General features: G+C 58.1%; 16 protein-coding genes and 1 tRNA gene. 9 read left to right on the top strand and 8 right to left on the bottom strand.

Annotation, left to right across the window (positions count from 1 at the left end; genetic code table 11):
• Positions 1-21: 21 nt before the first annotated feature.
• Entirely contained in the window at positions 22-927 is a 906-nt protein-coding gene (locus KGP25_RS08600; protein WP_025912992.1) for a LysR family transcriptional regulator, read from the bottom strand.
• A gap of 109 nt (positions 928-1,036) precedes the next feature.
• Between KGP25_RS08600 and KGP25_RS08595 the strand changes: the two genes are divergently transcribed.
• From KGP25_RS08595 to KGP25_RS08585, 3 genes are all read left to right on the top strand, one after another.
• Positions 1,037-1,897 carry a pirin family protein gene (locus KGP25_RS08595; RefSeq protein ID WP_223540260.1) on the top strand — a complete coding sequence of 287 codons (861 nt, stop codon included), beginning with the start codon at positions 1,037-1,039 and terminating at the stop codon, positions 1,895-1,897.
• Between the two features lie 20 nt (positions 1,898-1,917).
• Positions 1,918-2,595, top strand: a complete 678-nt coding sequence (locus tag KGP25_RS08590) for an isochorismatase family protein (protein ID WP_223540259.1) — start codon at positions 1,918-1,920, stop codon at positions 2,593-2,595.
• Between the two features lie 147 nt (positions 2,596-2,742).
• Positions 2,743-2,830: transfer RNA gene (locus KGP25_RS08585), tRNA-Ser, on the top strand.
• A 154-nt stretch (positions 2,831-2,984) separates the two neighbouring features.
• On the opposite strand, the gene phoH is transcribed toward KGP25_RS08585, so the two are convergent.
• From phoH to efeU, 4 genes are all read right to left on the bottom strand, one after another.
• On the bottom strand, positions 2,985-3,773 hold the full coding sequence (gene phoH / locus KGP25_RS08580) for a phosphate starvation-inducible protein PhoH (RefSeq protein ID WP_024908976.1): 789 nt from the start codon (positions 3,771-3,773) through the stop codon (positions 2,985-2,987).
• A gap of 500 nt (positions 3,774-4,273) precedes the next feature.
• Entirely contained in the window at positions 4,274-5,557 is a 1,284-nt protein-coding gene (gene efeB / locus KGP25_RS08575; protein WP_048222487.1) for an iron uptake transporter deferrochelatase/peroxidase subunit, read from the bottom strand.
• A gap of 5 nt (positions 5,558-5,562) precedes the next feature.
• Positions 5,563-6,690: an iron uptake system protein EfeO gene (efeO, locus tag KGP25_RS08570; protein WP_045908300.1), complete on the bottom strand. Its 1,128-nt coding sequence runs from the start codon at positions 6,688-6,690 to the stop codon at positions 5,563-5,565.
• A gap of 40 nt (positions 6,691-6,730) precedes the next feature.
• Positions 6,731-7,564, bottom strand: coding sequence for an iron uptake transporter permease EfeU (gene efeU / locus KGP25_RS08565; protein ID WP_045908301.1), 834 nt, complete (start codon positions 7,562-7,564; stop codon positions 6,731-6,733).
• A 251-nt stretch (positions 7,565-7,815) separates the two neighbouring features.
• Here efeU and KGP25_RS08560 point away from each other — a divergent pair, with 251 nt between their 5' ends.
• Complete coding sequence (locus KGP25_RS08560) at positions 7,816-9,000, top strand: nucleoside transporter C-terminal domain-containing protein (protein WP_111966927.1); 1,185 nt, start codon at positions 7,816-7,818, stop codon at positions 8,998-9,000.
• A 70-nt stretch (positions 9,001-9,070) separates the two neighbouring features.
• Here the strand turns inward: KGP25_RS08560 and KGP25_RS08555 are convergent, their stop codons facing one another.
• Together KGP25_RS08555 and putP are read right to left on the bottom strand one after the other, a co-directional pair.
• The gene (locus KGP25_RS08555) at positions 9,071-9,490 is read right to left on the bottom strand and encodes a DUF3574 domain-containing protein (RefSeq protein ID WP_045908303.1); all 420 of its coding nucleotides are present in this window, start codon (positions 9,488-9,490) and stop codon (positions 9,071-9,073) included.
• 123 nt (positions 9,491-9,613) lie between these two features.
• Positions 9,614-11,122 carry a sodium/proline symporter PutP gene (gene putP / locus KGP25_RS08550; protein WP_045908304.1) on the bottom strand — a complete coding sequence of 503 codons (1,509 nt, stop codon included), beginning with the start codon at positions 11,120-11,122 and terminating at the stop codon, positions 9,614-9,616.
• 423 nt (positions 11,123-11,545) lie between these two features.
• On the opposite strand from putP, the gene putA reads away from it, so the two are divergent.
• The gene (gene putA / locus KGP25_RS08545; protein ID WP_223540258.1) at positions 11,546-15,508 is read left to right on the top strand and encodes a trifunctional transcriptional regulator/proline dehydrogenase/L-glutamate gamma-semialdehyde dehydrogenase; all 3,963 of its coding nucleotides are present in this window, start codon (positions 11,546-11,548) and stop codon (positions 15,506-15,508) included.
• Positions 15,509-15,609: 101 nt separating this feature from the next.
• Positions 15,610-16,005 carry a lysozyme inhibitor LprI family protein gene (locus KGP25_RS08540; RefSeq protein ID WP_021240804.1) on the top strand — a complete coding sequence of 132 codons (396 nt, stop codon included), beginning with the start codon at positions 15,610-15,612 and terminating at the stop codon, positions 16,003-16,005.
• On the opposite strand, the gene rutR is transcribed toward KGP25_RS08540, so the two are convergent.
• Positions 16,002-16,640 (bottom strand): HTH-type transcriptional regulator RutR, encoded by a 639-nt coding sequence (gene rutR / locus KGP25_RS08535; protein WP_223540257.1) that lies wholly within the window; start codon positions 16,638-16,640, stop codon positions 16,002-16,004. The genes KGP25_RS08540 and rutR overlap by 4 nt on opposite strands.
• A 245-nt stretch (positions 16,641-16,885) precedes the next feature.
• Between rutR and rutA the strand changes: the two genes are divergently transcribed.
• The 3 genes from rutA to rutC are packed head-to-tail and all read left to right on the top strand — an operon-like array spanning position 16,886 to position 19,064.
• Entirely contained in the window at positions 16,886-17,977 is a 1,092-nt protein-coding gene (rutA, locus tag KGP25_RS08530) for a pyrimidine utilization protein A (protein ID WP_023617762.1), read from the top strand.
• On the top strand, positions 17,977-18,666 hold the full coding sequence (gene rutB, locus KGP25_RS08525) for a pyrimidine utilization protein B (RefSeq protein WP_045908308.1): 690 nt from the start codon (positions 17,977-17,979) through the stop codon (positions 18,664-18,666). Before rutA ends, rutB begins: the two co-directional genes overlap by 1 nt.
• Positions 18,667-18,677: 11 nt before the next feature.
• Entirely contained in the window at positions 18,678-19,064 is a 387-nt protein-coding gene (rutC, locus tag KGP25_RS08520) for a pyrimidine utilization protein C (RefSeq protein ID WP_008499822.1), read from the top strand.
• The last annotated feature ends 4 nt before the right edge of the window (positions 19,065-19,068 follow it).

Here is a 19,068-nt window from a genome sequence, read left to right as displayed (position 1 = left end):
CGCTTACCCGACCTACAAAAGCTACTCCTCCACCATCTTCGCATACTCTTCGGTCAGAAAATCCACCAGCGTCCTGACCGACGGCAGCATGCCGCGCCGCGAAGGATAAACCGCGTGAATCACTTCCCGTCGGGGTTCCCACGCGTCCAGCACCCGTACCAGTTCCCCTGACGCAAGCTGATCCTTCACCATCAATATCGGCAACTGTACAACGCCCACGCCCGCCATCGCTGCTTCCCGCAGTGCCAGCATGTCGGTGGTAATAAAGCGCGGTGCGTAGTGGATCTCCGCTTTCGCCCCTTCTGGACCACTGAGCTCCCATTTATGCACCTGTTTACCGGCCCCCATACTTAATCCAGGCCATTCACTGAGCTCGGAAGGCATTCGCGGTTTACCCATACGTTCAATCAACTGCGGACTTGCCACCAGGCAATGCCCCCTGTCAGCCAGCACCCTTAACACCAGATCGCTGTCATCAAACGGACGCGGACGCACGCGGATAGCCACATCAATACCTTCGCCAACAAGATCGACCCGACGATTGGTGGCCTCAAGCTGGAGATTAATCCCGGGGTAGCGCGCCATAAACCGCGCCAGCATCGGTCCCACGTGGACGTGCAGTAACGTGACGGGACAGGTGATCCTGACGACGCCGCGCGGCTCAGCCTGCAGCGCAGCAACGGCCTCCTCTGCCGCTTCTGCTTCTATCAGCATAGCCTTACAGTGCTGATAGAAAGTGTGCCCCACTTCCGTCACCGTAAACTGCCGCGTCGTGCGCTGTATCAACCGTACGCCAAGTCGCTCCTCCAACTGCGCGATCCTGCGGCTCAGTTTGGACTTGGGTTGGTCAAGCGCCCTTCCCGCCGCCGCAAACCCCCCGTACTCCACCACCTTCACAAACCAGACGAAGTCATTGAGATCCTGCATACATCCTCATCGTTCTATTTTAAGAACAGTGAAAGCCACTTTCACTATCTACCGGGATATTAACCCTGAATATAAGCTAATTACATCAACAGAACATCAGGAGTTAATCATGAAAAACATCACTGGCGTTTATACCGCTCCACGTCAGCACTGGGTGGGCGATGGTTTCCCGGTCCGTTCAATGTTCTCTTATCAAACCCACGGCGAGCCGCTCAGCCCGTTCCTGCTGCTGGACTACGCGGGTCCATACACCTTTCCGGCAGATGGTGCGAAACGCGGCGTCGGCCAGCACCCTCACCGGGGTTTTGAGACGGTCACTATCGTCTATTCCGGTGAAGTGGAGCATCGCGACTCCACGGGGAAAGGCGGTGTGATTGGGCCCGGCGACGTGCAGTGGATGACCGCAGGCGCAGGCATTTTGCACGAGGAGTTCCACTCCAGCGCGTTCTCGCAGAAAGGCGGGGAACTCAAAATGATGCAGCTTTGGGTCAACCTGCCGGCGAAAGACAAGATGGCCGCACCGGGCTACCAGAGCATCACGAAAGCCGACATCCCGGTGGTGACGCTGCCTGACAGTGGTGGAACGCTGCGGGTTATTGCCGGTCGCTACGACACGGTGACCGGCCCGGCGCACACCTTCTCGCCGCTCAACGTCTGGGACATCGCGCTGAACCAGGGAAGCCATCTGACGCTCAATCAGCCGGAAGGCTGGAGCACGGCGCTGGTCGTGCTTGAAGGCAGCATCACGGTAAACGGTACCGCTCAGGCGGGTGAAGCCCAGCTGGTCGTGTTAAGTCAGGAAGGCGACAAACTGCACCTGGAAGCGAACAGCGATGCAAAAGTGCTGCTGATGGCCGGTGAGCCGCTGAATGAACCGATCGTGGGCTATGGCCCGTTTGTGATGAACAGTAAAACCGAAATCAACGAAGCCATTCGTGATTTCAATTCCGGCCGCTTCGGTCAGATCTGAACGTAATAAAGGAGAAGAAGATGTCTACACCTGCGAATTTTAACGGAACCCGTCCGGCCATCGATGTAAACGATGCGGTGATGTTGCTTATCGATCACCAGAGCGGTCTGTTCCAGACCGTTGGGGATATGCCAATGCCGGAACTGCGTGCCCGTGCGGCAGCGCTGGCAAAAATCGCAACCCTGGCGAAGATCCCGGTGATCACCACCGCGTCCGTCCCACAAGGACCAAACGGACCGCTTATCCCGGAGATCCACGCCAACGCGCCGCATGCGCAATATGTTGCCCGTAAAGGCGAAATCAACGCCTGGGATAACCCGGAGTTCGTGGCGGCGGTAAAAGCCACCGGGCGTAAGACGTTGATCATTGCGGGCACCATCACCAGCGTCTGCATGGCCTTCCCGTCAATCAGCGCGGTGGCGGATGGGTATAAAGTGTTTGCGGTGATTGATGCCTCCGGCACCTACAGCAAAATGGCGCAGGAGATCACGCTGGCGCGCGTGGTGCAGGCCGGTGTGGTCCCGATGGATACGGCGGCGGTGGCCTCTGAGATCCAGCGTACATGGAACCGTGATGATGCCGCGGAGTGGGCGGAAGTGTACACCCACATCTTCCCGGCTTATCAGCTACTGATCGAAAGCTACAGCAAAGCGCAGGAAGTGGTTAAAAACAGCGAAGTGCTCGATTCACAGCGTTAATCCCTTGCTCCACGGCGTAAAAACCGTGGAGCTGATTATTGCTTAACCGAACAGGCACTAAAGCTGAAAATCTGCTTGACCGTGTCAGCGCAACTCCCTATAGTAGCGCCCCGTTGCCCCCCAAGCGGTCAGGCAGCAAAACAATATGGTGAGGTGTCCGAGTGGCTGAAGGAGCACGCCTGGAAAGTGTGTATACGGCAACGTATCGGGGGTTCGAATCCCCCCCTCACCGCCATATTTAAAGAAGAGCTCGCATGAAAATGCGGGCTTTTTTTTTCGCATATTGCAAGCACGCAGTATTGTAGGTCGGGTAAGCGCAGCGCCACCCGACGACATGCCCGCACAAAAAACAAAGCCCGGTTTCCCGGGCCTTGAACGCAACAGCAAACTCAGTAATACGCTTGCAGCGTGCGCTGGCAGAGCGCCGAGCGCACGCAGTCCTCTTTGGTGAAGCGTACCACCCCAATCATCTCATCTTCCTCAAAACGTGACATGGCGTCGCTCAGTCCGGATTTCACGCCGGACGGCAGGTCACACTGGGTAATATCGCCGTTAACGATAACCGTCACGTTCTCCCCGAGGCGCGTTAAAAACATCTTCATTTGCGCAGCGGTCACGTTCTGAGCCTCGTCAAGAATGACGACCGCATTTTCAAATGTACGTCCGCGCATATAGGCGAACGGCGCGATTTCCACCTTGCCAATCTCTGGCCGCAGGCAGTACTGCATGAAGGATGCACCCAGCCGCTTCACCAGCACGTCATAGACGGGCCTGAAGTACGGGGCAAACTTCTCCGAAATATCACCGGGCAAGAAGCCGAGATCTTCATCAGCCTGCAGTACCGGACGGGTAACAATGATTCTCTCCACGTCCTTATGGATCAGCGCTTCCGCCGCTTTGGCTGCACTGATCCAGGTTTTCCCGCATCCGGCTTCACCGGTTGCAAAGATGAGCTGTTTACTCTCGATAGCATTCAGGTAGTGCGCCTGAGCCTCATTGCGCGCCACAATTGGAGAATTATCACGGCTGTCACGGGCCATGCCAATTGCTTCTACGCCACTCATCTGCACAAGCGAGGTGACCGATTCTTCTTCACGCTGTTTATGGCTACGTGAATCCCGTCTCAGCACACGTTTTGCTTCGCGACGAGCTTTGATCACTGCTTTTTGTCTTCCCATGGATAGCACCTTGAGTTGTTGGTATTCATCACACGCGCCAGTGTCGGCACGATTATGCGCACGAACATCAGAGGGTTGGCTTCCTTGTAAGCCATTGCTTGCACTATCGGATGACGATACGGAACAGCTACGCGCACCGTTCTGCACGTCGGTCGAATCAGATTCTTGAGGGAGGGGGGAAAATTTAGTGGTGAGGAAATCGCTGCCGGAGTCTGAGCCTCCGCGCCGGGTGCTGCGGTTGTTATGTTTACCTTGTCCAGTACAGGACGCAACCATTCGCGATCTCCATAGTGATTCAGCATCACTGCCGGGAACTACCGCTGTCTTATCTTAAGTACATCAGGAGTTATCATAAATGCAACATTTATTTTACCTGAATGCAACTTTTAAGACTGTCCCTACAGTTGAAATCAGTCTCATATAGAAATATTACAGAAATATAACAGCAGGATAGTCATATGAAAAAATAATGTCCCTGCGAATCGTCGCAGGGACAATTATCAGGCTTCAATAAGACCTTGAGCGAGATACGCGTTGCTGTCGCGCACGCCTGGCAGGGCAAAGAAATAGCCGCCGCCGATGGGTTTAATGTACTCTTCCAGCGCTTCGCCGTTGAGCCGCTTCTGCACGGTCAGGAAGCCTTTTTCCAGATCGTGCTGATAGCAGACGAACAGCAGCCCCATATCGAGCTGACCGGAATTGGTGACGCCGAGCGAGTAGCTGTATCCCCGACGCATCATCAGGCTCGACTGCGTCTCTTTGGTGCGCGGATTGGCCAGACGAATATGGCTGTCCAGCGCAATTACATCGCCATTCGGATCGCTGGCGTAGTCGGGCACATCATGCTCGTTCTTCATGCCGAGCGGAGCCCCGCTTTGCTTATCGCGACCGAAGATCGTCTGCTGCTCTTTCAGCGGCGTGCGGTCCCAGAACTCCACGTGGAACTGAATAATCCGCACCGCCTGATAGCTGCCGCCCACCGCCCATGCCGGTTCATTCTGCTCGGCAGTGACCCACACCACCTCCTTCATGAGCGCGCTATCGTGGCTGTCCGGGTTGGCCGTGCCGTCCTTGAAGCCCAGCAGGTTCACCGGGGTCTCTTTGCCCTTGCTGCGGGCGGCGTGATCAGAGATAAACCCTTCCCGCTTCCAGCGCACGCTCAGCAGATCCGGCGTGTGCTTGATGATGTCGCGCAGGGCGTGGATCACCGTGTCCTGGGTGTTGGCGCAGATCTGCAGGAGCAGGTCGCCGTGACAAAGGGCGGCATCCAGGGAATCATTCGGGAAGCGCGTCATTTTTTGCAGCGCTTTCGGCTTCTGTTTTGCCAGCCCGTAGCGCGCGTCAAACAGCGATTCTCCCAGCGAAACGGTTATGGTCAGGTTATCCGGGGCAATGAATGGCCCCAGAATGCCGGAGTCCATTGGCGGCAGACGCGGGTTCGGCGTATCGGGCGCCGGTCCACCGGCGGTAAGAAACGCGATGCGCGTCGTCAGCAGGCGGAACAGACGTTCCAGATCGGCTTTATCACTGGCCAGCGAATCAAAGGCCACCAGCATCATCGACGCCTGCTGTGGCGTCAGGATACCGGCCTGATGCTCGCCATAAAACGGCTGCGTCTCCATGCGGGCATTGGGTGACAGCGTACCGGGCGCGCTTTGCGGTTTCGCCGCGTGCGCCACCGGACACCCGCCAGCCAGAGCAAGCGCGCCCCCCAGCGCCCCTACCCCTTTTAACAACCGGCGACGGGAAGGCTCAGCCACGTCGCTCTCGTTATGCTTATTCATCGTGCTTAGTCCAGACCCAGTACGCCACGCAGCAGGGAGAGATCTTCCGCCAGGGCGGTAATCGGGCCTTTCAGCGCATTACGGTCGGCATCGGTCAGCTTGTCGTAGGTCTCAAACCCGTCTTTGGTGCGGTACTTCGCCAGGATGGTGTCGACTTTTTTGAAGTTGGCATCCACTTTGGCCAGCAGCTCGCCGTTCTCTTTCTGCAGCTGAGGACGCAGCAGGTTAACAATTTTCTGCGCGCCGTCGACGTTAGCCTGGAAGTCCCACAGGTCGGTATGGCTGTAGCGATCTTCTTCGCCGCTGATTTTGCTCGCGGCCACTTCTTCAATCAGCCCGGCCGCACCGCCCACCACTTTTGATGGCGGGAAGGCCAGCTCGCTGATGCGCTTTTGCAGCTCCAGCACGTCGCTGTTCAGCTGGTCGGCATACTTCTCCATCCCTTTGGCAGAATTATCGCCAAACAGGGCTTTCTCCAGACGGTGGAAACCGGTGAATTTCGGATCGGCCGCTTTCTGCTCGAAATCATCTTCACGGGCGTCAATGCTGCCATCAAGGTCAGAGAACAGCTCGGCGATCGGCTCGATACGCTCGTAATGCTGACGGGTTGGCGCGTAGAGGGATTTCGCTTTTTCGATATCACCGGCCTTCACTGCATCGGTAAAGGCTTTGGTTGCCGCAGCCAGATCCGCCGTCTCTTTCGTGACGTACGCTTTATACGCGGTAATCGCATCGCCCAGGCTCAGTACCGCAGCGCCTTTCGCCGCATCGGCCGTCGCTTCACCTTTGACGATGAGCTTCCCTTTCGGGTTGGTCAGCAGACCGCAGGTCATCTCATACTCGCCCGGCTGCAGGTTGGCGGTCATCTTCTGGCTGAAGCCAGGGGCGATATTTTCACGCTCTTCCACCACCAGAACGCCTTTCAGGATCTCCCACTCCAGCGCCTTCTGGCTGTGGTTCTGAATAATAAACTGGGTTTTTCCGCTGTTCACCGTGAGGGTCATCGGCTCACACTGCTTGTCGTTGACGGTGACCTTAACCTGTGGAACATCCGCGCCCCAGGCGGAAAATGCAGAAGCGAACAGCGCGGCAATGCCTGCGCATAACGCACTACGACGGAACTGAATTGCCATGACTCTTCCCTTTAAAAGTATGTTGTTACTCAATCAAAGATTACGGCGCAACGCGCGACGCCTGCGTGCCGGTACGCGGCGGCATTGCGAACAGCACCAGCGCCGGAACCAGATAGATAAAGTACATCGCCACTTCGCTGACGCTCGGCGTTTCCTGATAGCCGAAGATACCTTCGAGCAGGGTGCCGGTCAGAGAGTGCGTGGAGAGAACGTTGCTGAGGTCGAACGCCACGTCCTGGAAATGGTTCCACAGGCCTGCTTCATGGAAGGCGCGAATCGCCCCTGCCGCCAGACCCGCGGCTACCAGCAGAATAAACAGGCTGGTCCACTTGAAGAAGGCGCCCAGGTTCAGGCGAATACCGCCCCAGTAGAGCAGGAAACCGAGCACCACGGCCGTGGCAAGGCCCAGCATGGCCCCCAGCGGCGGCCAGATCCCCACATCCTGCTGAAACGCCGCAAGCAGGAAGAAAACAGACTCCAGCCCTTCGCGCGCCACGGCGAAAAAGACCATCATAATGAGCGCCCAGCCGTGGTTGTTCCCCTTCTGTAGGGCGTTATCCACCGCCTGCTCCAGCTGCACCTTCACGTTACGGGAGACTTTACGCATCCAGAACACCATCCAGGTGAGGATCACCACCGCAATCACGGCGACGATACCTTCAAACAGCTCCTGCTCTTTCTGCGGAAACTCGCCGGTGGTTTCGTTGATGAGGACACCTAAGCCCAGGCAGAGCGCCGCGGCAAGGAAGACCCCGATCCACATGACGCCAATCCAGCGCCCGCGCTGGGTTCGCTTCAGATAACTGGCGATGAGGCTCACGATAAGGGCGGCTTCGAGCCCTTCACGTAACATAATGAGAAATGGAACAAACATGCCGACACCTTAAATGTTTATCGCGGTCAACTGATGCAAAGAAAGGTAAATTCTTGTGATAGTGATTATCATTACGGCAGAAAGAAACACAAGCGAAATGTGCGGTGTTTTGATGACGAGTTGTAAACGCAGAGCCTGATAATAGTTACATACGTAACGGTCAAGTTTATAAGTTATAACAAAAATGCCCATTTACGCTGATTCAGGGCTGTGGCTAAATATCCGCCTCAAACACCTGGTGAAAATAAATTATGTTTAAAATTGTCCATTTCCTGCTGGCGCTGGTCATTATTCTCGCGCTTGCCTGGCTTACGAGTTTCGACCGCCGAAAAATTCGCATTCGTTTTGTTTTACAGCTGATTGTCATTGAAATTGCCCTGGCGTTCTTTTTCCTGCACGCCGAAAGCGGGTTATTCCTGATTAAATACGTCTCGGGATTTTTTGAGTCACTGCTCAAATTTGCTGGCGAAGGGACTAATTTCGTCTTTGGCGGTATGGGAGAAAAAGGGCTGGCGTTCATTTTCCTCGGCGTACTTTGCCCGATTATTTTTATTTCCGCGCTGATTGGTATTCTTCAGCACTGGCGGATCCTGCCGATTTTTATTCGGGTGATCGGTACGCTGCTGTCCAAACTGAACGGCATGGGCAAGCTGGAATCCTTTAATGCGGTGAGCTCGCTGATCCTCGGCCAGTCGGAAAACTTCATTGCCTACAAAGGCGTGCTGGGCGATCTCTCCTCGCGTCGTCTGTTCACCATGGCGGCCACGGCCATGTCGACGGTCTCCCTGTCGATTGTCGGGGCGTATATGACCATGCTCGATGCCAAATTTGTCGTCGCGGCGCTGATTCTGAACATGTTCAGCACCTTTATTATTCTCTCCGTCATCAATCCGGCGCGCCCGGAAGCGGAGCCGGATATCAAGCTTGAAAAACTGCATGAATCGCAGAGCTTCTTCGAGATGCTCGGCGAGTATATTCTGGCCGGTTTTAAGGTGGCGATGATTATTCTGGCGATGCTGATTGGCTTTATCGCCCTTATTAGCGCCGTTAACGCCCTCTTCTCCAGCGTATTTGGCATGAGCTTCCAGCAGATCCTGGGCTATGTATTTTATCCCTTGGCATGGCTGGTGGGTATTCCGCTGAGCGATGCCTTAAACGCGGGCAGCATTATGGCGACCAAGCTGGTGGCGAATGAATTTGTGGCGATGATTGAGTTGCAGAAAATAGCACACCAGATGTCCCCGCGCGGGCTGGGGATTTTATCCGTCTTCCTCGTCTCGTTCGCGAACTTCGCCTCCATCGGCATCGTGGCCGGGGCGATTAAGGGCCTGAACGAGCAGCAGGGTAACGTGGTATCGCGTTTCGGGCTGCGTCTGGTCTACGGCGCGACGCTGGTGAGTTTGCTGTCGGCGAGCTTTGCGGGGTTGGTGCTCTGATGCAATGCCGGGTGGCGCGCAGCGATCCCGGCCTGCAAAACAACAACGGCGGGAATTCCCGCCGTTTTCATTAAAACTGCACGCACACCGGCTGATCGACACGCATCACCGACTCCTGCGCGAAGCGTGACTTATAAATCCCGCGTAACGCTTCGATGTTCTTCTCACTCTGCGCATCTTTACCGTGGATCAGCATCAGCGCCTTGCTCGGTTCACGCGCCACTTTTCCGTCGTTCCCCAGCCACTGCCCGCGGGCATCAAATACCGTTAAGCCATCGCGAAAGCGCGGCGTCACGTCCTGGTCAACAAACTGCTGCCACTCGTTGGGGGTAATCTGCGCCCCGGCAGGACGGTTTAAGCCGAAATAGAGCGTGGTTTGCTGCATCTGGTTATCCGCTTTGCAGGTTTCCACCGCCGCGTGTTGCGATGGCGCGTTGCAGCCCGCCAGCATCAATAATGCCGCCGCCATTAACCCTGTTTTGATTGTCATGCTTCGCTATCCTCATTGTTATAAGCACAGGGATATCACAGGAAAAGACGGATTTTGGCAAGAAAAAAGCCGAGTGCGCTTGCGCTTACCCGGCCTACGGTACTACGGTACTGCGTGAGAAAATTATTCTGGCTGCAGCTTAGACGGCGGCGCGGAGTGGTAATGCGCGTCGGCTTCCGCAAAGCGTTTCTGCATGGAGGCAGACGGCGCTTTACCCAACAGGCTGAAGACCACGATACCGATGCTGCCGAAGATGAAGCCCGGAATGATTTCGTACAGGCCCAGCCAGGCGAACTGTTTCCAGACGATAACGGTCACCGCACCGATAATCATCCCCGCCAGCGCGCCGTTACGGGTCATACGGGACCACATGACGGAGAACAGGACTACCGGACCAAATGCCGCACCAAAGCCTGCCCACGCGTAGCTCACGAGACCCAGCACGCGGTTTTCCGGGTTGGCCGCCAGCGCAATCGCAATCAGCGCCACCAGCAGCACCATAAAGCGCCCTACCCATACCAGCTCTTTCTGGCTCGCGCCCTTGCGCAGGAAGGCCTTATAGAGGTCTTCGGTGATGGCACTGGAGCAGACCAGCAGCTGACAGCTCAGGGTGGACATCACCGCGGCCAGGATCGCGGAGAGCAGAATACCGGCAATCCACGGGTTAAACAGAATCTGCGCCAGCTCGATAAACACGCGTTCGGCGTTCTGGTTCACCGCGCCCGCCTGCGCCGGGTTATTGCTGAAGTAGGCGATCCCGAAGAAGCCGACCGCACACGCGCCCGCCAGACACAGAATCATCCACGTCATACTGATGCGGCGCGCATGGACGATGGTGTGGTGAGAATCCGCCGCCATAAAGCGCGCCAGAATGTGCGGCTGACCGAAGTAGCCCAGACCCCAGCCCATCAGGGAGACGATGGCGACAAAGTTGAGCCCTTTCAGCATGTCGACGTTTTCGATGCTCTTCTGCTTGATCACTTCCAGCGAATCGCCAAAGCCGCCAACCGTGAAAATCACAATCACCGGGGTCAGGATCAGCGCGAAGATCATCAGGCTCGCCTGCACGGTGTCGGTCCAGCTGACGGCCAGGAAGCCGCCCACGAAGGTATAGAGGATGGTTGCCGCCGCACCGGCCCACAGGGCGGTTTCGTAGCTCATGCCGAAGGTGCTTTCGAACAGACGCGCACCGGCCACGATGCCGGAGGCACAGTAGATGGTGAAGAACACCAGGATCACCACCGCCGAGATAATACGCAGCACGCGGCTGTTATCCTCAAAGCGTCCGGTGAAGTAGTCCGGCAGCGTCAGGGCGTTATTGTTGGCCTCGGTGTGCACGCGCAGACGGCCTGCCACCAGCTTCCAGTTGATCCATGCACCCACGGTCAGACCGATGGCAATCCAGCTTTCCGAAATACCAGAGATAAAAATCGCACCGGGCAGCCCCATCAGCAGCCAGCCGCTCATGTCCGATGCGCCCGCAGAGAGTGCGGTCACCATCGGGCCTAAACTGCGTCCGCCCAGGATGTAGTCGTCAAAGTTTTTCGTTGATCGCCACGCCAAAAACCCTATCAGGATCATGCCAAAAATATAAACGAGAAATGTCACCAGCATCGGTGTGCTAATTGCCATTCAAATTCTCCAAAAGTGTCGAGCGACAACCGTCCGGGTTGCCTTGTTATATGATCACCGGAACGAGGTGACGGTATCTTGTGTTTCGGTGAGGCGCGCTATCCTGCCGTATGCGCCCTCCGCTGACAAACGATTTAACACTGCATTTACATCAATTTCATCCCCGGTTTGATACGAGTTTCCTATAGGTTGCACTCGCTCACGCTTTTACGGGTTGCACCTTTTAAAAGTGTTAACTCCCGCATAAAAACAGGCTTCCCGGGACAAAGGCAGCACGTTTTTCCAGCTAACTATCCGTTAACAATTCATTCATTTCCCGGGTTGCAAACCAGGTCACATTTAACACGGTTGCACAAAGTTGCAACATGGTGGATATTTCACGCTAACGACCAAACACGATGAAAGCACAACAGGAGCTTTGGCATGGGTATGACCACCATGGGGGTTAAGCTGGATGACGCAACCCGCGAACGGATTAAGACCGCAGCAACCCGCATTGACCGCACGCCGCACTGGTTAATTAAGCAGGCGATTTTTAACTATCTCGAAAGACTCGAGAGCGACGAGGGCCTGCCGGAGCTGCCTGCCCTGCTCGTCGGCGCCGCCAATGAAAGCGAGGAAGCGCCGGCCGCTGGCGACGAGAGCCATCAGCCGTTCCTCGAATTCGCCGAGCAGATCCTGCCGCAGTCCGTCAGCCGCGCCGCCATTACCGGCGCGTACCGTCGCGCCGAAACCGACGCCGTACCGATGCTGCTGGAGCAGGCTCGTCTGCCGGAAGCCGTTGCCGCCCAGGCGCACAGCCTGGCGTACCAGTTAGCTGACAAACTGCGCAACCAGAAGACCGCCACCGGCCGCGCCGGGATGGTTCAGGGCCTGCTTCAGGAGTTCTCCCTCTCCTCGCAGGAGGGCGTGGCGCTGATGTGCCTGGCGGAAGCGCTGCTGCGTATTCCGGATAAAGCCACCCGCGACGCGCTGATCCGCGACAAAATCAGCAACGGTAACTGGCATTCGCACATCGGCCGCAGCCCGTCGCTGTTCGTCAACGCCGCCACCTGGGGCCTGCTGTTTACTGGCAAACTGGTCTCCACCCATAACGAAGCCAACCTGTCTCGCTCCCTGAACCGCATTATCGGTAAGAGCGGCGAGCCGCTGATCCGCAAAGGTGTGGACATGGCGATGCGTCTGATGGGCGAACAGTTTGTGACCGGAGAAACCATTGCCGAAGCGCTGGCGAACGCCCGCAAGCTGGAAGATAAAGGTTTCCGCTATTCGTACGACATGCTCGGCGAAGCGGCGCTGACCGCCGCCGACGCGCAGGCCTACATGGTCTCTTACCAGCAGGCGATCCACGCCATCGGTAAAGCGTCCAACGGTCGCGGTATTTATGAAGGCCCGGGCATCTCGATTAAGCTCTCCGCCCTGCACCCGCGTTACAGCCGCGCGCAGTACGACCGGGTGATGGAAGAGCTCTACCCGCGCCTGAAGTCCCTGACCCTGCTGGCGCGCCAGTATGACATCGGCATCAACATCGACGCCGAAGAGGCCGACCGTCTGGAGATCTCCCTCGATCTGCTGGAAAAACTGTGCTTCGAGCCGGAGCTGGCGGGCTGGAACGGGATTGGTTTCGTTATCCAGGCCTACCAGAAACGCTGCCCGTTCGTCATTGATTACCTGATTGACCTGGCCAGCCGCAGCCGCCGTCGCCTGATGATCCGCCTGGTTAAAGGGGCCTACTGGGACAGCGAAATCAAACGCGCCCAGATGGAAGGGCTGGAAGGCTATCCGGTCTATACCCGCAAGGTCTACACCGACGTCTCTTACCTCGCCTGCGCGAAAAAGCTGCTTGGCGTGCCGAACCTGATTTATCCGCAGTTCGCCACCCACAACGCCCACACCCTGGCGGCGATCTACAGCCTGGCGGGTCAGAACTACTACCCGGGCCAGTACGAATTCCAGTGCCTGCACGGCATGGGTGAACCGCTGTACGAGCAGGTGACCGGTAAAGTGGCCGACGGCAAGCTGAACCGTCCGTGCCGCATCTATGCCCCGGTAGGTACCCACGAAACCCTGCTGGCCTACCTGGTGCGTCGCCTGCTGGAAAACGGCGCGAACACCTCCTTCGTTAACCGCATCGCCGACACCACGCTGCCGCTCGACGAGCTGGTCGCCGATCCGGTGCAGGCCGTTGAGAAGATGGCGGCGCAGGAAGGCCAGATTGGTCTGCCGCATCCGAAGATTGCCCTGCCGCGCGAGCTGTACGGCAAGGGCCGCGTCAACTCGGCGGGGCTGGATCTCGCCAACGAACACCGTCTGGCATCCCTCTCTTCTGCCCTGCTCAACAGCGCGCTGCAGAAGTGGCAGGCCAAACCGATGCTGGAGCAGCCCGTTGCTGACGGCGACATGCAGCCAGTCATCAACCCAGCGGAGCCAAAAGACATCGTCGGCTACGTGCGTGAAGCCACCGATGCGGAAGTGGATCAGGCGCTGGACAGCGCGGTGAATAACGCCCCTATCTGGTTCGCCACCCCGCCGCAGGAACGTGCCGCCATTCTGGAGCGCGCGGCGGTGCTGATGGAAGACCAGATGCAGTCACTCATCGGCATTCTGGTGCGCGAAGCGGGTAAAACCTTCAGCAACGCCATCGCCGAAGTGCGCGAGGCGGTCGACTTCCTGCACTACTACGCCGGTCAGGTGCGCGATGATTTCGACAACGAAACCCACCGTCCGCTCGGCCCGGTCGTCTGTATCAGCCCGTGGAACTTCCCGCTGGCGATCTTCACCGGCCAGATTGCCGCCGCCCTGGCCGCTGGCAACAGCGTGCTGGCAAAACCGGCAGAGCAGACCCCGCTGATTGCCGCGCAGGGCATCAACATTCTTCTGGAAGCAGGCGTACCGGCGGGCGTGGTCCAGCTGCTGCCGGGCCGCGGTGAAACCGTGGGCACCAAACTGACCTCCGATAACCGCGTGCGCGGCGTGATGTTTACTGGTTCGACCGAAGTGGCCTCGCTGCTGCAGCGCAATATTGCCACGCGTCTGGATGCGCAGGGTCGTCCTACTCCGCTTATCGCGGAAACCGGCGGCATGAACGCCATGATCGTTGACTCCTCCGCCCTCACCGAGCAGGTGGTGGTTGACGTGCTGGCCTCCGCCTTCGACAGCGCCGGTCAGCGCTGCTCCGCCCTGCGCGTGCTGTGCCTGCAGGATGACGTCGCAGACCACACGCTGAAAATGCTGCGCGGCGCGATGGCCGAATGTCGCATGGGCAACCCGGGCCGTCTCACCACCGACATCGGGCCGGTGATCGACGCGGAAGCCAAAGCCAATATTGAAAACCACATTCAGGCCATGCGCGCGAAAGGCCGTCCGGTGTTCCAGGCGGTGCGAGACAACAGCGAAGACGCCCGCGAGTGGCGTTCCGGCACCTTTGTGCCGCCTACGCTTATCGAGCTGGCAAGCTTCGACGAGCTGAAAAAAGAGGTCTTCGGTCCGGTGCTGCACGTGGTGCGCTACAACCGTAACAACCTCAACGAGCTGGTTGAGCAGATCAACGCCTCCGGCTATGGCCTGACGCTCGGCGTACATACCCGTATCGACGAGACCATCGCGCAGGTAACCGGTAGCGCCAAAGTGGGCAACCTGTACGTTAACCGCAACATGGTTGGCGCGGTCGTGGGCGTGCAGCCGTTCGGCGGTGAAGGCCTCTCCGGCACCGGCCCGAAAGCGGGCGGTCCGCTCTACCTGTACCGTCTGCTGGCGAACCGTCCTGAGAACGCGCTGGGCGTCACCCTGGCACGTCAGGATGCGGAGTATCCGGTGGATGCGCAGCTGAAAACCGTGCTGACCCAGCCGCTGGAAGCGCTGATCGCCTGGGCGGAAAAACGTCCTGAACTGCGTGCCGTGGCGCAGCAGTACGGCGAGCTGGCACAGGCCGGTACGCAGCGTCTGCTGCCGGGGCCGACCGGCGAGCGCAATACCTGGACGCTGATGCCGCGCGAGCGCGTTCTGTGCGTGGCGGATAACGAGCAGGACGCGCTGGTACAGCTGGCCGCCGCGATGGCCACCGGGTGTGAAGTGCTGTGGCCGGAAGATGCGCTGCATCGCGATCTCGCCAAACAGCTGCCGAAAGCGGTCTCGGCCCGTATTCACTTCGCGAAAGCCGATGCGCTGCTGACGCAGCCGTTCGATGCCGTCATTTATCACGGTGATTCCGATCAGCTGCGCGAGCTCTGCGAGCAGGTTGCGGCCCGCAGCGGGGCAATTGTTTCGGTGCAGGGCTTCGCGCGCGGGGAAACCAACCTGCTGCTGGAGCGTCTGTACGTGGAGCGCTCGCTCAGCGTCAACACCGCGGCAGCGGGCGGTAACGCCAGCCTGATGACCATCGGTTAATCGTGTAAACTCTCCCCGGTGGCGCTATGCTTACCGGGGCCACAAAACAACCGTAGGCCGGATAAGCGCAGCGCATCCGGCTTTTTTACACTGAGGGAAAGATGAAAAGAGTATTTCTCGCAGGCGCAGCACTGCTGCTGAGCGCCAGCGCGCTGGCCGACGAGTGCGACAAAGCGACCACTCAGCTTGAACTGAATACCTGTAGCGCGCAGCAATACCAGGCTGCCGATAAAAAACTCAACCAGACCTATCAGGCCGCCGTCAAGCGCGCGGAAGCTCCCCAGCGCGAGCTGCTGAAAAAGGCGCAGCAGGCCTGGATTGCCCTGCGCGACGCGGACTGTGCGTTTATCGGTTCAGGAACGGAAGGCGGCAGCGTTCAGCCGATGATCGTGAATCAGTGCCTGGCGGAGAAAACCGTGGAGCGCGAAGCGTTTCTGGCCTCGCTGATGCAGTGTGAAGAGGGCGACTTAAGCTGCCCTCTCCCACCGGGGAACTAGCGCAAGCGGATCCCTTCGATAATCATCCGCTGCACGTTTTCCAGGGTGCTGTGGAAAAACGCTTCGTCCTGGAGCGTTTTTCCGGTCACCGCCTCGATCTGGGCCGCAAAGTCAGCGTAATGCTGGGTGGAGGCCCAAATCATAAAGATCAGATGATGCGGATCGACCGGGGCCAGTTTTCCGCTGGCCACCCATCCGGCGATAATGGCCGACTTATCGTCCACCAGCTGTTTCAAATCTCCGGTCAGCTCCGCCTGCAACAGCGGCGCTCCCTGCAGCATCTCAAGGCAGAACAGCCGTGATGCCTGCGGGTAATCGCGCGACACCTCCAGCTTCAGGCGAATGTACTCTTTGATCGCCACCAGCGGGGCCAGCTCTTCGCGGAACGCTTTCAGCGGGGCCAGCCAGATATCAAGGATCTGCTGCATCACCGCAACATACAGCGCCTCTTTCGACGGGTAATAGTAGAGCAGATTGGTTTTGGATACCCCGGACTGCTCCGCCACCTGCTCCAGACGCGTGCCGTGAATGCCAAACTGCGAAAAGGTCTCCAGCGCCGCGCTGAGGATCGCCTGCTTCTTGGCGCTCACCGCCTGCGAACGTTTACCTGGTGTTTTCACTGCGCCTTGTGTCATTCCCGCTCTCCTTATTCTGCGTTGCCCTCAGCATAGCAAAACCCCCGTCTCGCCACGACATCCTGCACTCCGATCGCGCATGAATGCCTGTTTTCTGTGCAATGTTTTTGACCAGTTAGTCCACATTTAATCGCATCAAACCTCCAACCTCTGATTAACACATTAATAACACTGCCATTTTTAAAACTGGCACTGCCTTTGCAAAAACACCGTTACACCTGCGACGTAATGAAGAGAGGTTCGTGATGAAAATTGGCGTATTTGTACCCATCGGCAACAACGGCTGGCTTATCTCGACCACTGCACCGCAATACATGCCGACCTTTGAGCTCAATAAAGCCATCGTGCAGAAAGCGGAGCACTACCATTTCGACTTTGCGCTTTCGATGATCAAGCTGCGCGGCTTCGGCGGCAAAACCGAATTCTGGGATCACAACCTGGAGTCCTTCACCCTGATGGCCGGGCTGGCCGCGGTCACCTCGCGGATCCAGATCTACGCCACCGCTGCCACCCTCACCCTGCCCCCGGCGATCGTGGCGCGCATGGCCTCCACCATCGACTCCATCTCCGGCGGACGCTTTGGCGTCAACCTGGTGACCGGCTGGCAAAAACCCGAGTACGAGCAGATGGGGCTCTGGCCGGGTGACGATTACTTCTCGCGTCGCTACGACTACCTGACCGAGTACGTGCAGGTCCTGCGCGATCTGTGGGGTACCGGCAAAAGCGATTTCAAGGGTGACTTCTTCACCATGAACGACTGCCGCGTCAGCCCGCAGCCGTCGGTGCCGATGAAGGTGATTTGCGCCGGGCAGAGCGACGCGGGAATGGAGTTCTCGGCGAAATACGCCGACTTTAACTTCTGCTTCGGTAAAGGCGTTAACACGCCTGCCGCCTTCGCCCCGACCGCCGCGCGCATGAAAGAAGCCGCCGACAAAACCGGGCGCGACGTGGGCTCCTACGTGCTTTTTATGGTGATTGCCGACGAAACCGACGACGCCGCGCGCGCAAAATGGGAGCGCTATAAGGACGGAGCCGACGAGGAAGCCCTGAGCTGGCTCACCGAGCAGAGCCAGAAGGACACCCGCTCCGGGGCGGATACCAACGTTCGTCAGATGGCCGACCCGACCTCTGCCGTCAATATCAACATGGGCACGCTGGTCGGCTCGTACGCCAGCGTTGCCAGAATGCTCGATGAAGTGGCGGCCGTTCCCGGTGCGGAAGGCGTCCTGCTGACCTTCGATGACTTCCTCACCGGCGTGGAGACCTTCGGCGAGCGCATCCAGCCGCTGATGCAGTGCCGCGCCCACATCCCTGCCGTCACGAAGGAGGTGGCGTAATGACAACCCTTAACGCACGCCCGGAAGCCATTACCTTCACGCCCCAGCAGAGCGCGCTGATCGTGGTGGACATGCAAAACGCCTACGCCAGCCCCGGTGGTTATCTTGATCTGGCGGGCTTCGACGTCTCCGCTACGCAGCCTGTGATAGCGAACATCAAAACTGCCGTCGCCGCCGCGCGCGCAGCGGGCATGCTTATCATATGGTTCCAGAACGGCTGGGATGACCAGTACGTTGAGGCCGGTGGCCCCGGTTCACCGAACTTCCACAAGTCGAACGCCCTGAAAACCATGCGCAAGCGGCCCGAACTGCAGGGCAAGCTGCTGGCGAAGGGCGGCTGGGATTATCAGCTGGTGGATGAGCTGGTCCCGCAGGCGGGTGATATTGTCCTGCCGAAACCGCGCTACAGCGGCTTTTTCAACACGCCGCTCGACAGCCTGCTGCGCAGCCGGGGCATTCGCCACCTGGTCTTCACCGGCATTGCCACCAACGTCTGCGTGGAGTCGACCCTGCGCGACGGCTTTTTCCTCGAGTATTTCGGCGTGGTGCTGGAAGACGCGACCCATCAGGCCGGGCCGGATTTCGCCCAGAAGGCGGCCCTGTTCAATATCGAAACCTTTTTTGGCTGGGTCAGTAACGTTGCGGATTTCTGCGACGCCCTGAATCCCCCGCTCGCCCGTATCGCCTGAGGAGACGCACAATGCCGAAATCCGTAATCATCCCGCCGGGCACCAGCACGCCCATCGCCCCGTTTGTCCCCGGCACCCTTGCCGACGGCGTGGTGTATGTCTCCGGCACGTTGCCGTTTGATAAAGACAACAACGTGGTGTTTATCAACGACCCAAAGGCGCAAACCCGCCACGTGCTGGAGACGATCAAAACCGTGATCGAAACGGCGGGTGGCACGATGGAGGATGTGACCTTCAACAGCATCTTTATCACCGACTGGAAAAACTACGCCGCGATTAATGAAATCTACGCGGAGTTCTTCCCCGGCGATAAACCGGCCCGGTTCTGCATTCAGTGCGGGCTGGTGAAGCCAGACGCACTGGTTGAGATCGCCACCGTTGCCCACATCGCGAAGTGAGGCG

Source organism: Enterobacter sp. JBIWA003 (genome assembly GCF_019968825.1).
GTDB classification, from domain to species: domain Bacteria; phylum Pseudomonadota; class Gammaproteobacteria; order Enterobacterales; family Enterobacteriaceae; genus Enterobacter; species Enterobacter quasiroggenkampii.
The sequence above is the reverse complement of the archived record's forward strand: the minus strand, read 5'-3'. Positions and strand labels throughout refer to the sequence as shown.

Excerpts from the sequence above, each read along its gene's own strand:
- KGP25_RS08600 (WP_025912992.1), bottom strand. The coding sequence starts at position 927 with ATGCAGGATCTCAATGACTTCGTCTGGTTTGTGAAGGTGGTGGAGTAC.
- KGP25_RS08595 (WP_223540260.1), top strand. The coding sequence starts at position 1,037 with ATGAAAAACATCACTGGCGTTTATACCGCTCCACGTCAGCACTGGGTG.
- KGP25_RS08590 (WP_223540259.1), top strand. The coding sequence starts at position 1,918 with ATGTCTACACCTGCGAATTTTAACGGAACCCGTCCGGCCATCGATGTA.
- phoH (WP_024908976.1), bottom strand. The coding sequence starts at position 3,773 with ATGGGAAGACAAAAAGCAGTGATCAAAGCTCGTCGCGAAGCAAAACGT.
- efeB (WP_048222487.1), bottom strand. The coding sequence starts at position 5,557 with ATGAATAAGCATAACGAGAGCGACGTGGCTGAGCCTTCCCGTCGCCGG.
- efeO (WP_045908300.1), bottom strand. The coding sequence starts at position 6,690 with ATGGCAATTCAGTTCCGTCGTAGTGCGTTATGCGCAGGCATTGCCGCG.
- efeU (WP_045908301.1), bottom strand. The coding sequence starts at position 7,564 with ATGTTTGTTCCATTTCTCATTATGTTACGTGAAGGGCTCGAAGCCGCC.
- KGP25_RS08560 (WP_111966927.1), top strand. The coding sequence starts at position 7,816 with ATGTTTAAAATTGTCCATTTCCTGCTGGCGCTGGTCATTATTCTCGCG.
- KGP25_RS08555 (WP_045908303.1), bottom strand. The coding sequence starts at position 9,490 with ATGACAATCAAAACAGGGTTAATGGCGGCGGCATTATTGATGCTGGCG.
- putP (WP_045908304.1), bottom strand. The coding sequence starts at position 11,122 with ATGGCAATTAGCACACCGATGCTGGTGACATTTCTCGTTTATATTTTT.
- putA (WP_223540258.1), top strand. The coding sequence starts at position 11,546 with ATGGGTATGACCACCATGGGGGTTAAGCTGGATGACGCAACCCGCGAA.
- KGP25_RS08540 (WP_021240804.1), top strand. The coding sequence starts at position 15,610 with ATGAAAAGAGTATTTCTCGCAGGCGCAGCACTGCTGCTGAGCGCCAGC.
- rutR (WP_223540257.1), bottom strand. The coding sequence starts at position 16,640 with ATGACACAAGGCGCAGTGAAAACACCAGGTAAACGTTCGCAGGCGGTG.
- rutA (WP_023617762.1), top strand. The coding sequence starts at position 16,886 with ATGAAAATTGGCGTATTTGTACCCATCGGCAACAACGGCTGGCTTATC.
- rutB (WP_045908308.1), top strand. The coding sequence starts at position 17,977 with ATGACAACCCTTAACGCACGCCCGGAAGCCATTACCTTCACGCCCCAG.
- rutC (WP_008499822.1), top strand. The coding sequence starts at position 18,678 with ATGCCGAAATCCGTAATCATCCCGCCGGGCACCAGCACGCCCATCGCC.